The organism is Streptomyces pseudogriseolus, assembly GCA_002154585.1.
GTDB lineage: Bacteria > Actinomycetota > Actinomycetes > Streptomycetales > Streptomycetaceae > Streptomyces > Streptomyces pseudogriseolus.
This window is the reverse complement of record MUNG01000323.1, coordinates 1-11676: the sequence shown is the minus strand read 5'-3', so window position 1 is coordinate 11676 and position 11676 is coordinate 1. Positions and strand designations below refer to the sequence as shown.

General features: G+C 75.1%; 11 protein-coding genes. 6 read left to right on the top strand and 5 right to left on the bottom strand.

Features of this window, described 5'->3' with window-relative positions; all coding sequences use genetic code 11:
• The first annotated feature begins 24 nt into the window (after positions 1 to 24).
• The 3 genes from CCN29_RS25675 to eda all read left to right on the top strand — a co-directional run bounded on the left by CCN29_RS25675 (position 25) and on the right by eda (position 2213).
• Positions 25 to 603: a hypothetical protein gene (locus CCN29_RS25675; RefSeq protein WP_006130588.1), complete on the top strand. Its 579-nt coding sequence runs from the start codon at positions 25 to 27 to the stop codon at positions 601 to 603.
• 100 nt (positions 604 to 703) lie between these two features.
• The gene (gene yaaA, locus CCN29_RS25670; RefSeq protein WP_006130589.1) at positions 704 to 1486 is read left to right on the top strand and encodes a peroxide stress protein YaaA; all 783 of its coding nucleotides are present in this window, start codon (positions 704 to 706) and stop codon (positions 1484 to 1486) included.
• A 73-nt stretch (positions 1487 to 1559) separates the two neighbouring features.
• Entirely contained in the window at positions 1560 to 2213 is a 654-nt protein-coding gene (eda, locus tag CCN29_RS25665; protein WP_086684767.1) for a bifunctional 4-hydroxy-2-oxoglutarate aldolase/2-dehydro-3-deoxy-phosphogluconate aldolase, read from the top strand.
• 36 nt (positions 2214 to 2249) lie between these two features.
• Here eda and CCN29_RS25660 read toward each other — a convergent pair whose 3' ends face one another.
• Genes CCN29_RS25660 through CCN29_RS25650 form a run of 3 tightly spaced genes read right to left on the bottom strand, consistent with a single transcriptional unit; the run spans position 2250 to position 5560 of the window.
• Positions 2250 to 3923, bottom strand: a complete 1674-nt coding sequence (locus CCN29_RS25660) for a bifunctional RNase H/acid phosphatase (protein WP_086684761.1) — start codon at positions 3921 to 3923, stop codon at positions 2250 to 2252.
• 27 nt (positions 3924 to 3950) lie between these two features.
• Positions 3951 to 4694: a zinc ribbon domain-containing protein gene (locus CCN29_RS25655; protein ID WP_078592178.1), complete on the bottom strand. Its 744-nt coding sequence runs from the start codon at positions 4692 to 4694 to the stop codon at positions 3951 to 3953.
• Entirely contained in the window at positions 4691 to 5560 is an 870-nt protein-coding gene (locus tag CCN29_RS25650) for a Nif3-like dinuclear metal center hexameric protein (RefSeq protein WP_086684758.1), read from the bottom strand. The genes CCN29_RS25655 and CCN29_RS25650 overlap by 4 nt, the downstream gene beginning before the upstream one ends.
• 246 nt (positions 5561 to 5806) lie before the next feature.
• Here CCN29_RS25650 and CCN29_RS25645 point away from each other — a divergent pair, with 246 nt between their 5' ends.
• Both CCN29_RS25645 and CCN29_RS36240 read left to right on the top strand, forming a co-directional pair.
• Complete coding sequence (locus tag CCN29_RS25645; RefSeq protein WP_086684755.1) at positions 5807 to 7072, top strand: hypothetical protein; 1266 nt, start codon at positions 5807 to 5809, stop codon at positions 7070 to 7072.
• Positions 7073 to 7169: 97 nt separating this feature from the next.
• Positions 7170 to 7337: a hypothetical protein gene (locus CCN29_RS36240; protein WP_203350294.1), complete on the top strand. Its 168-nt coding sequence runs from the start codon at positions 7170 to 7172 to the stop codon at positions 7335 to 7337.
• 93 nt (positions 7338 to 7430) lie between these two features.
• Here the strand turns inward: CCN29_RS36240 and CCN29_RS25640 are convergent, their stop codons facing one another.
• Complete coding sequence (locus CCN29_RS25640; RefSeq protein ID WP_086684752.1) at positions 7431 to 8294, bottom strand: MaoC/PaaZ C-terminal domain-containing protein; 864 nt, start codon at positions 8292 to 8294, stop codon at positions 7431 to 7433.
• Between the two features lie 77 nt (positions 8295 to 8371).
• Positions 8372 to 9805, bottom strand: coding sequence for an MFS transporter (locus tag CCN29_RS25635; RefSeq protein ID WP_086684749.1), 1434 nt, complete (start codon positions 9803 to 9805; stop codon positions 8372 to 8374).
• A gap of 223 nt (positions 9806 to 10028) precedes the next feature.
• Here CCN29_RS25635 and CCN29_RS25630 point away from each other — a divergent pair.
• Positions 10029 to 11676, top strand: a 1648-nt coding sequence (locus CCN29_RS25630; protein WP_086684764.1) for an MFS transporter, incomplete at its 3' end; no start/stop codon positions are given.

The following is an 11676-nucleotide window of genomic DNA, read 5'->3' as shown; positions in this document are numbered from 1 at the left end:
GGACGGAGTGGGAGGGGATACGTGATGGCGGCGGCGCGGGTGGGGTGGACGCTGGTGCGGCACGAGGCGCGGCTGATGGCGAGCCTGATGCTGTGGGTGGCGCGGCGTACGCACGGTACGCGCGAGGGCACGGCCTTCGGGTACGCGCGCGGGGAGGCGGCCATGATGTTCGGGCTCGCGTTCGTGTGCGTGGTGGAGACGGTCGCGATGTCCGCACTGCTGAGCGACTGGCCGGCCGCGCACGCGGTGGTGCTCTTCCTGGACGTCTACACGGTCGTCCTCGTCGTCGCCCTGTACGCCGCGTCCGTCGTACGCCCGCACGTCGTCGGGCCCGACGGGCTGCGGGTCCGCCGGGCGGCCCACGTCGATCTGCGGATACCGCGCGAGCGGATCGCGTCCGTACGGCGCGAGCTGCGGATGACCCACGAGCCGGCGGACGGCGAGCTCGACCTCGCCGTCGGCTCGCAGACGACCGTGACGGTGGAGCTCACCGAGCCGGTCCCGCACCGGTCGCTCCTCGGCCGGACCCGTGACGTCCGCGTGGTCCGCTTCCACGCCGACGACGCCGACGGCCTCGTACGGGCGCTGACCGCCGCCGCGTGACGGGAGCGGCGGCGGGCGCGTGACGGGCGCCCACGCCGTCAGGCCGGACGGCCGGCGGCAGGTCGTACCCTGACTGGCGGGTCCGACCGAAGGAGTACGTGTGCTTGTCCTGCTGCCGCCGTCCGAAGGCAAGGCCGCTTCCGGCCGCGGCGCCCCGCTGCGGACCGAGTCCCTGTCGCTGCCGGGACTGACCGCCGCGCGGGAGGAGGTCCTCACCGAGCTGACCGACCTCTGCTCCGGCGACGAGGAGAAAGCGCGCGAGGTGCTCGGGCTGAGCGAGGGCCTGCGGGGCGAGGTCGCGAAGAACCGCGCACTGCGCACCGCCGGGGCCCGTCCGGCCGGGGAGATCTACACCGGTGTGCTGTACGACGCCCTCGGCCTCGCGTCTCTCGACGCGGCGGCGAAGCGGCGGGCGGCCAGGTCGCTGCTGGTGTTCTCCGGGCTGTGGGGCGCGGTCCGGGTGACCGACCGTATCCCCTCCTACCGCTGCTCGATGGGCGTCAGGCTGCCCGGCCTCGGCGCGCTGGGCGCGTTCTGGCGGGCGCCGATGGCGGAGGCGCTGCCGGAGGCCGCGGGGTCGGGGCTGGTGCTCGACCTGCGCTCGGCGGCGTACGCGGCGGCGTGGAAGCCGAAGGGCGAGGTGGCCGGGCGGACGGCGACGGTCCGCGTGCTGCACGCGCCGACCCGGAAGGTGGTCAGCCACTTCAACAAGGCGACCAAGGGCCGGATCGTCCGGAGCCTGCTGACGGACGGCGCCGCGCCGAAGGGCCCGGCGGAGCTGGTGGAGGCGCTGCGGGACCTCGGGTACGTGGTGGAGGCCGCCGCGCCGGCCCGCGCGGGGACGGCGTGGGCGCTGGACGTGCTGGTGGACGAGGTGCACTGACCTCCCCCGCCGCCCGTTGCATTATGTGCAACGAGCTTTGCGCAGGGTGCGCGGCAACGGCAGGATGAGCGTCATGAACGTTCCCCTGCCGTCGTCCGGCGTGCCCGACGCCTCCTTCTCGGTGCTCGGGCTGGCTCCCGTGGTGCCCGTGGTCGTCGTCGAGGACGTCGCCGACGCCGTGCCGCTCGCGCGGGCGCTGGTGGCGGGCGGGCTGCCCGCGATCGAGGTGACGCTGCGGACCCCGGCCGCGCGGGACGCGATCCGGGCGATCGCCGCCGAGGTGCCGGGGGCCGTGGTCGGCGCCGGGACGGTGCTCACACCGGAGCAGGTGACGGACGCGGTGACGGCCGGGGCGCGGTTCCTGGTCAGCCCGGGCTGCACGGACGCGCTGCTGGCGGCGATGCGGGCGTCGGGGGCGCCGTTCCTGCCGGGGGTGTCCACGGCGTCGGAGGTGATGGCGCTGCTGGAGCGCGGGGTGCGGGAGATGAAGTTCTTCCCGGCGCGGGCGGCCGGCGGCACGGCGTATCTGAAGTCCCTGGCGGGTCCGCTGCCGCAGGCACGCTTCTGCCCCACCGGGGGGATCGGCCCCGACACCGCCCCGGAGTACCTGGCGCTGCCCAACGTGGGGTGCGTCGGCGGCAGTTGGATGCTTCCGGAGGACGCGGTGGCCGCGCGGGACTGGGAGCGCGTGGAGCGGCTGGCGCGGGAGGCCGCGGCGCTGCGGTGACCAGCGGGCGGCGACCGGCGGGCGGGGCCTGGCGGGTCAGTACGACGGGCGCAGATGGGACGTGTCGTTGAACAGCCGGACGCTGGCGTTGCCGTCGGCGTAGTACGCCACGGCGGACAGCGAGGCGGCGGACAGCTCCATGCGGAACAGCGCCTCGGGCGGGGCGCCCAGGGCGAGGCGGATCAGCGTCTTGACCGGGGTCACGTGCGTGACCAGCAGGACCGTGCGGCCCCGGTACTCCGCGAGGAGTTTGTCGCGGGCCTGGGCGACCCGGGCGGCGGTGGCCGCGAAACTCTCGCCGCCGCCGGTGGGTTCGGCGTCCGGCGACGCCAGCCAGGCGTCCAGGTCCTCCGGGTACCGCTCGCGCACCTCCCCGAAGGTGAGGCCCTCCCAGGCGCCGAAGTCGGTCTCGCGCAGCCCGTCCTCGACGGTCACGTCGAGCCCGAGCCGTGCGGCGACGATCCCGGCCGTCTCACGGGTACGGGCGAGAGGCGAGGCGACGACCGCCTGCACGGTGCCGCGCCTCGCGAGCGCGGCGGCGGTCCTCTCGGCCTGTTCGCGCCCGATGCCGGAGAGGGAGGGGTCGCTCCCCCCGCTGCCGGAGAACCGCTTCTGCGGGGTGAGCGGCGTCTCGCCGTGCCGCAGCAGCACGAAGGTGGCCGGCGCCCCCATGTCGGCGGGCGCCCACCCGGAGGACGGGGTCGCCACGGCCTGGGCGGCCCGCCGGTCGGCGTCGGCGGCCAGGGCTCCGCCGGGCCCGTCGGCATCGGTGCCGGCGTCACGAGCGGGGGTGTCCGTCGCCGGGCGGCTCACCGCCGAGGCTCCCGCGCCCGCGCCGTCTCCGGTGCCGACTGCGGGGCCCTCGCCCGATGCGCCTGCGGCTCGGTCGTCCTCCGCAGCGGCGTGCTCCGCCGGCCGGCGGCCCGAAGCCCGGCCCGTCGGTGCCGCACCGCTCGTTCCGTCACCGCTCGTTCCGTCACCGCTCGTTCCGTCACCGCTCGTTCCGTCACCGCTCGGCCCGGCGGCGCGCCCGCCGTGCGTGTCCGCCGCGCCCCGTTCCGCGAGCGGGCCCTCACCGGAGGCATCCCCTCCGGAGGCGTCCTCGGCGCCGCGGCCCCGGGCTGTGCCCGCCGGGCCCGTGCCGCCGGGCGCGGCAGCGCCCGGCCTCGGCGCCATCGCCGCGCGGACCCGTGCCGCGCCCGCCGTCGCGTCGCCGGGCGGGCCCTCCGGAAGCGGGGCGGCCGGAGTGGCCCGCGGGGTGTCCAGGGCGGCGCGGCTCGTCGTGGGGGACCAGGGCTCTCCCCGACTGCCCGCGTCCATCGCCTCGTTGGCCAGACGGTCCGCGTGGGTGTTGCGTTCGCGGGGGATCCACTCGTACGTGACCTGCCCCGGCGGGAAGACCGTCGCGGCCTCCGCCGCGAGCGGCTTCATCGCCGGGTGCTTGATCTTCCAGCGGCCCGACATCTGCTCGACGACCAGCTTGGAGTCCATCCGGACGTGGACCCGCGCCTCCGGGTCCAGCTCGCGGGCGGCGCGGAGGCCGGCCAGCAGGCCCCGGTACTCGGCGACGTTGTTGGTGGCGACGCCGATGAACTCGGCCGCCTCCGCCAGGGTCTCCCCCGTCGCCGCGTCGCTCACCACGGCCCCGTACCCGGCGGGCCCCGGGTTGCCCCGTGACCCGCCGTCCGCCTCGACGACGAACTCCCGCATCGGACTCGATCCCCTGCCGGTGATTCCCTACAGTCCCGACTCCGCCGTGCGGACCAGGATGCGGCGGCAGTTCTCGCAGCGCACCACGGTGTCCGGGGCGGCGGCGCGGATCTCGTTCAGCTCGGTGATGGCGAGCTCCTGACGGCATCCCTGGCAGGTGCGGGCGTACAGCTTGGCCGCGCCGATGCCGCCCTGCTGCTCGCGCAGCTTGTCGTACAGGCTGAGCAGCGCGGCCGGCACGGAGGCGGCGACGACCTCGCGCTCCTTCGTCACCGAGGCGGTCTCGCCGTCGATCTGCTCCAGCGCCGCGTCCCGGCGGGCGGTCGCGTCGTCGATGCGGCCCTGCACGGAGCCGACCCGCTCGGTCAGTTCGGCGACCCGCTCCTGGGCGGACTCGCGGCGCTCCATGACCTCGAGGACGACGTCCTCCAGGTCGCCCTGGCGCTTGGCGAGGGAGGCGATCTCACGCTGGAGATTCTCCAGGTCCTTCGGCGAGGAGACGGCGCCGGAGTCGAGACGCTTCTGGTCGCGGGCGGCGCGCTGGCGCACCTGGTCGACGTCCTGCTCGGCCTTGGTCTGCTCGCGCGCGCAGTCGCTCTCCTCGGTCTGCGCGGCGACGAGCAGGTCGCGCAGCTGGGTGAGGTCCCGGTTCAGCGACTCGATCTCGGCGTGCTCCGCCAGCGACTTCCGCCTGTGCGCGAGCTGCTGGAGGCGGACGTCGAGGTCCTGGACGTCGAGAAGTCGGATCTGGTCGGCGGGCTCGGCGTTCAGTTGGGGGCTCCAGATGTGTCAGGGGTGGCGCTGGACGACGCCGCACGGGCGGTCCAGGGGTCGGTGACCGTGCGCGAGACGTGGACCCGCAGGTCCCAGCCGTGCCGGTCGGAGATCTCGTCGAGCTGGGCGGCGGCCAGCTCGCACCAGGGCCACTCGGTGGCCCAGTGCGCCGCGTCGAGCAGCGCGAGAGGACGGTGGGCGCGGTCCGCCATGAACTCGGAGGCCGGGTGGTGGCGCAGGTCCGCGGTGAGGAAGGCGTCCACGCCGGCGGCCCGGACGTGGTCGAAGAGGCTGTCGCCGGAGCCGCCGCTGACGGCCACCGTCCGCACCGGCGCGTCCGGGTCGCCGGCGACCCGGACGCCCTGCGCGGTGGCGGGCAGCCGCTCGGCGGCACGGTCGGCGAACTCCCGCACGGTGAGCGGGGTGTCGAGCTCGCACACGCGGCCCAGTCCGCGCCGCCCCTCGGGGTCGGACGGGTCGGGCACCAGCGGTCGGACGACGCGGAGGCCGAGCGCGCCGGCGAGGGCGTCGGAGACTCCCGGGTCGGCGGTGTCGGCGTTGGTGTGGGCGACGTGCAGCGCGATGTCGTTCTTGATGAGCGTGTGCACCAGGCGGCCCTTGAAGGTGGACGCCGCGACGGTGGTCGTGCCGCGCAGGTAGAGCGGGTGGTGGGTCACCAGCAGGCCGGCGCCCAGCTTCACCGCCTCGTCGACGATCTCCTGGACCGGGTCGACGGCGAACAGGACGCGCTCGACCTCCTGGTCCGGATCGCCCGCGACGGTGCCGACCGCGTCCCAGGACTCGGCCCGCTCGGCGGGCCACAGGTTGTCCAGCGCGGCGATGACTTCTGACAGACGGGGCACGCCGCCAAGGCTACCTGCCCCTTTCGCACGGCAGTACCGGATCCGGCCCCGGCCCGGTCCTGGCACGGTCCTGAACCGGGCCGCGCACCCCGACCGGCAGGCGCCCCGCCCGCACCGGGTGGAGCACACTCCCCGCCCTTCCTCGGCAGAATCGTTCCTGGAGCACCCTTACGTGTGAAGCGCGCCCCTCCGCTCCGCCGCCTCCGTCCGCGAAAACTACCGTTCGTCACCGGAGGTGACCGAACGATGACGGTCTGCGCCATCGAACCTGCGGCGGCACACGAGAACGGAGCGGGAAGGGCGGGCTGCACCATCACCGCGGACGGCTGTTACGCCGCCCGCCTGGCCCTCGCCGGCGACTCCCTGTTCCCGGAGCGCTGGACCCTGGACGGCCCCGAGCCGTACGCGGTGCCGCTGCCCGGCAACCAGCCCGAGGAGCCCGGCACCGAGGTCCAGCCCCTCGGCGACGGCCGGGTCCTCATCCACCGGCTGGTGGACGGGCGGCACGCCTTCTCCCTGCTGTACCCGACCGGCCCCGGTACCGGCGAGCTGCCGCTCGGCGCGGTCGAGTGCCCGGACGAGGGGACCCGGCTGCGACTGCTGCCCCCCGCCCCGGACGGCCGCCGTGCGTACGCCCTGGCCGCCGGCCGGCGCGGCGCGACGGTGTGGCTGGTGGCGGGCGGCGCGTCCGGGCCCGAGCGGGTCGCGGAGATCCCGGGCGGCTGCTCGGGCGGGGCGTGGCTGGACCGCGAGGGCCGGATGCTCGCCCTGGACCGGGAGGCGGGCGGACGCGTCAAGTCGGTCGTGGTCGACCTCGGACGCGGCGGCGAGGTCTCCCCGTTGCTGCAGATCGCCCCCGGCAGCGACGACCGGGTGCTGCTCGCCGACCCGGACAGCGGCCTGCTGCTGATCCGCTCGGACGCGCCCTCCCCCGGCCAGGCCCGGCTGGGCTGGGGCGTGCTGGGCAGCACCCTGCCGGTGCGGTTCCCCGAGTGCCTGCGGCTGCCGGACCGTACGGTCACGCCGTTCGCGGTCCAGCCGGGGCAGATGCTGACCCCGGAGGGCTGCGCGGTGGCGCTCCACGTGGAGGGGTCGGACGGCGCCGGCTGGATCGGGCTGTGGCGTCCCGCCGAGCGGCGCGTCCACCATGTCCCGGCCCCGGCGGGCTGGCTGTCCGGCACGGGGCTGTGGACGGTGGACGGGGTGCTGCGGCTCCCGTTCTCCACCGGCGCGGTGCCGTGCGGGGTGGCGACGCTGACGATGCCGGACGAGGAAGGGCGGGCGGGGGACGGATCTCGGGGCGCTGGAGCGAACCCCGAGGACGCTGAGAGCGCTGCGGGCGCCGCGGGCGCGGACGGCGCGGAACCACCGCTCCCGCACCCCGACCAGTTTACCGGTCAACTACCCACGGGTAAAACGGAGATGACGGTTCATCACCTCAACTCCCTGGCCGACGTGCCGCGTCCGGTGCCGCTTCAGCAGGCGCCCCTCGGACGGCTTGTAACGAACTAGTGGCGGTTGGCGTGGTCGCCTGGATCCGGGGTGCGGTGGGCCGGTTAGACTCGCCCGGCTGTAGGAAAGATCATGTTTACGGGGTGAATTCCTTCCGATGAGCGACGTCATCACGCACGAGCCGCGGCCCGTCGAGCACGAGCAGGCCGCCGCGGGTCAGGGCAGGCACCGGGGGCCGGTCTCCACGCAGGAGACCGAGACGTCCCCGCGTGGCCGGCACCGCAAGCCGACCCAGGAGAACGACCGCGGGGAGTCGGCCGCCTGACCCAGGTCAGCGGTCCTCGCCCTCCGCGGGTGGTACGAACAGCACGGCCCCGATCGTCGTCCGACGGCCGGGGCCGTCGCCGTCCCCGCGTCCTCACCCCTGGGTGAACTCCACCGTCGCACCCGTCAGTACGGGCGCGTCCCCGCGGTCCACCGCGCCCACGGCCACCCGTACCGTGCCGTCCCCACGCCACATGCGGATCCGCAGCGTCTCCCCCGGGTACGTCACCCCGGCGAACCGGGCGGTGCAGGAGCGGACGCGGGTGACGTCGCCGTCGAGGAGGGTGTCGACGACCGCCTTGAGGGTCATGCCGTAGGTGCACAGCCCGTGCAGCACGGGGCGGTCGAAACCGGCGCGGCGCGCGAACCCGGGGTCGGCGTGCAGGGGGTTGAGGTCGCCGGTGAGGCGGTAGAGCAGCGCCTGGTCCTCCCGTACGGGGCGCTCGACGGTGCGGTCGGGGGCGCCCTGCTCCTCCGGCGCGCCCGCCGACGGCCCCCGGTCGCCGCCCCAGCCGCCCTCGCCGCGTACGTACACCTGTGCCTCGGCCGTCCACAGCGGGCCGTCCGCGTCGGCGGCGTCGCTCCGCAGGACCAGCACCGCCGCCTTGCCCTTGTCGTGGACGGCCGTGATGCGGTCGGTGCGGGTGGCGGTGGCCCGTACGGGCAGGGGACGGTGCACGCGCAGCGACTGGCCGCCGTGCAGCACGCGGGCGAGGTCCACGTCGACGCCGGGCATGGACAGGGCCGCGATCACTCCGGGCGGCCCGCCGCCGGCGACGGTGGCGAAGCTCGGCAGGACGTGCAGCCGGGACTCGAGGGTGTAGCGCAGTTCGCGGGGGTCGGTGGCGGGGACGCCCGCGCCGATGCCGAGGTGGTAGAGCTGGACGTCCTCGGGGGTCCAGGAGATCTCGGTGGTGCGGGGCGCGGCGGCGAGCGCACGGCTGATGTCGACGGGCATGGGGCTCCTGATCACGGGTGTGTTCGGACCCTGTATAGCCCGGCGACGCGGGGGAGCCCCCGAGCCGGACCGGAGGTTCAGCCCTTCTCCCCCGCTCCCGTGCGCGGCAGCCACGCCCACATCAAGGCCGCGCCCACCGCCAGGACGGCGGTTCCCGTGGCGAAGACCAGGGCGTAGCCCTCGGTGAGGGCCTCCGGTGTGCCGCGGCCGTCGGTGCGGGCCGCCGCGATCGTCGCCATCACGGCGAGGCCGAGCGAGCCGCCCATCGTGCGGGAGGTGTTGACCAGGCCGGAGACCAGGCCGGCCTCCTCGGGGGCCGCGCCGGACGTGGCGAGGGAGGCCAGCGGGGTGCCGGCGAGGCCCGCGCCGAGCATCATCAGGACGCCCGGGATCATGATGGCGGTGAGGTAGTCGCCGTCCGCCGTCATCGTGGACTGCCAGGCGAAGCCGGCCAGCGCGACGAGCGTGCCGAGCACGGCCACGGCGCGCGGTCCCGTGGCCCGCATCAGGCGCGGGGCCACCTTGGAGCCGACGATCACGGCGAGGGAGCTGGGCACCAGGGCGAGTCCGGCGTCGAGCGGGGTGTAGCCGAGGACGTTCTGCGCGTAGAGGGTCATGAAGAACCACATGCAGAACATCGCGGAGCCGCTGAGGAACATGGCGACGTTGGCGGAGGCCACCGACCGCAGTCTCAGCAGCCCGAGCGGCATCAGCGGGGCCTTGGCGCGGGCCTCGGCGAGCAGGAACAGGGCGACGAGGGCGAGTCCGGCGCACAGCGGCACGACGGTGGACGCCGCCGTCCAGCCGGCCGCCTCGGTCTGGGAGACTCCGTACGCCAGGGTGGCGAGGCCGGCCGTGACGAGGACCGCGCCGGGCAGGTCGAGGCGGCGGCCGTCCCCGGCGCGGCTCTCGGTGATCCACCGGGCGGCGGCGGCCAGGACGACCGCGCCGACGGGCACGTTGATCAGCAGCACCCAGCGCCAGGACAGCGCCTCGACGAGCACCCCGCCGACGAAGCCGCCCGCCGCGCCGCCGCCCGCGCCGACGGCGGTCCAGGTGGCGATGGCGCGGGCGCGGGCCGCGCCCTCCGGCACCGCCGCGGTGACGAGGGTGAGCGTGGAGGGGGCGAGGACGGCCGCCCCGAGCCCCTGCACGGCCCGCGCCACCAGCAGCTGCCAGCCCTCCTGGGCGAGCCCGCCGGCCAGCGAGGCCAGGGTGAACAGGCCGAGCCCGACGAGGAACATGCGCTTGCGTCCGTAGAGGTCGCCGGCCCGGCCGCCGAGCAGCATGAAGCCGGCGAACGCGATGGAGTACGCGTTGACCACCCATTGCAGGCCCTGCTCGTCCAGGCCGAGGCCGCCGCGTACGGACGGCAGCGCCACGTTGACCACGGAGATGTCGAGGACGACGAGGAACTGGCCTGCGCAGGCGAGCGCCACCACCAGCCACACGGGCGGTGCGGTGCGGGCGGGGGCGCGGGTGGTGTCGGGGGCTTCGAGCATGAGGGTCATGCTCTCAACCGCCGCGCGCGGGCCGCATCGGCATTTCGTCCGACCTCCCGCTCCGCCCCGGGACCGAGGAAGGCCGGGCTGCTTTCTGCCCGGCGGCCGGTCTGCGGACGCTCAAGGAACGGTCAAGAAATCGTTAGAGGGCCAAAGCAACGGAATAGTTGCCTCGGCGCACGGGGTTCAGCTTCCACGTACCTTGCCGTTCGGCTGCCTGGAGGCACCCTTCATGACACAGACGTCGCCCGTCCGTCCCTCCGGAAGAGCGGGCGCGGCGGTGGTCCCCGTCCTCGCCTTCGCGGGCATCGTCGTCGCGGTGATGCAGACCCTGCTGGTCCCGGTGATCAAGGACCTGCCGCGCCTGCTGGACACCGCCCCCTCGGACGCCACCTGGGTCCTGACCTCGACCCTGCTGTCGGGCGCCGTGGCCACCCCGATCATGGGCCGGCTCGGCGATCTCTTCGGCAAGCGGCGGATGCTGGTCGCGAGCCTCGCGGTGATGGTGGTGGGCGCGCTGGTCAGCGCGTTCACCAGCGACCTGCTGGTGATGATCGCCGGCCGTACGCTCCAGGGCTTCGCGATGGGCGCGATACCGCTGGGCATCGGCCTGATGCGGGACATGCTGCCGCGCGAGCGGCTGGGCTCCGCGATGGCGCTGATGAGCTCCTCGATCGGCGTCGGCGGCGGTCTCGCGCTGCCCGCCGCCGCGCTGGTCGCCCAGCACACCGACTGGCACACCCTCTATCTCGGCGCGGCCGGGCTCGGCGTCGTCGCCATCGCCCTCACCCTGGTCTTCGTGCCCGAGTCGCCGCTGCGGGCCGAGGGCTCCTTCGACCTGCCGGGCGCGCTGGGGCTGACCGCCGGTCTGGTGCTGTTCCTGCTGCCCGTCTCCAAGGGCAGCGACTGGGGCTGGACGTCCGGCACCACGCTGGGCCTGTTCGGTGCGGCGGCGGTGGTGCTGCTGCTGTGGGGGCTGATGGAGCTGCGGGTGAGCGCCCCGCTGGTGGACCTGCGCACCACGGCCCGCCGTGAGGTGCTGCTCACCAACCTCGCCTCGATCATGGTCGGCGTCTCCTTCTTCGTCGTGTCCCTCGTCCTCCCCCAGCTGCTCCAGCTGCCCGCGGAGACCGGGCACGGGCTCGGGCAGTCGATGGTGGTCGCCGGTCTGTGCGTGGCGCCGCTGGGCCTGACGATGATGTTCACGGCGCCGGTGTACGCGCGGCTGTCCTCCCGGTACGGCCCCAAGACCACCCTGATCATCGGCCTGCTGGTGATCGCCGCCGGGTACGGCGGTGGGCTCGGGCTGATGAGCGCCGCCTGGCAGACCGTCGTCACGTCGGTGGTCCTCGGCGCGGGCATCGGTCTCGCGTACTCGTCGCTGCCCGCGCTGATCGTCGGCGCGGTCCCGGTGTCCGAGACCGGCGCGGCGAACGGTCTCAACACCCTGATGCGCTCCATCGGCACGTCGGTGTCCAGCGCCGTGATCGGCATGGTGCTGGCGAACACCTCGGACGTGGTGGGCGGGGTCGCGGTGCCGACGCTGCACGGGTTCCGGGTGTCGTTCGGGATCGCCACGGCGGCGGTGGCCGTCGGCCTGGTGCTGGCCCTGTTCCTGCCCGGCCGACGCCCGTCGGCTCACCCGCAGCTGCGGGCGAGCAGCGAGGAGGAGGCGAACTTGGCGCGGGCGCGGGAGGCGCTGAGCGGCTTCCGGGGCCGGGTGCTGGACGCGTCCGGCGCACCCGTCGCCCACGCCCGGGTCACCCTCATCGACCGGCACGGCCGCCGCGCGGACGCCACGGTCTCCGCGGCCGACGGCAGCTACACCGTCGCCGTCCCGGCGCAGGGCCCCTACGTCCTCGCCGCCCGCGCCCCCGGCC

What these genes read in the sequence shown, in the direction of transcription:
- CCN29_RS25675 (WP_006130588.1), top strand. Translation starts at nt 25, where the DNA reads ATGGCGGCGGCGCGGGTGGGGTGGACGCTGGTGCGGCACGAGGCGCGG.
- eda (WP_086684767.1), top strand. Translation starts at nt 1,560, where the DNA reads ATGAACGTTCCCCTGCCGTCGTCCGGCGTGCCCGACGCCTCCTTCTCG.
- CCN29_RS25660 (WP_086684761.1), bottom strand. Translation starts at nt 3,923, where the DNA reads ATGCGGGAGTTCGTCGTCGAGGCGGACGGCGGGTCACGGGGCAACCCG.
- CCN29_RS25645 (WP_086684755.1), top strand. Translation starts at nt 5,807, where the DNA reads ATGACGGTCTGCGCCATCGAACCTGCGGCGGCACACGAGAACGGAGCG.
- CCN29_RS36240 (WP_203350294.1), top strand. Translation starts at nt 7,170, where the DNA reads ATGAGCGACGTCATCACGCACGAGCCGCGGCCCGTCGAGCACGAGCAG.
- CCN29_RS25640 (WP_086684752.1), bottom strand. Translation starts at nt 8,294, where the DNA reads ATGCCCGTCGACATCAGCCGTGCGCTCGCCGCCGCGCCCCGCACCACC.
- CCN29_RS25635 (WP_086684749.1), bottom strand. Translation starts at nt 9,805, where the DNA reads ATGACCCTCATGCTCGAAGCCCCCGACACCACCCGCGCCCCCGCCCGC.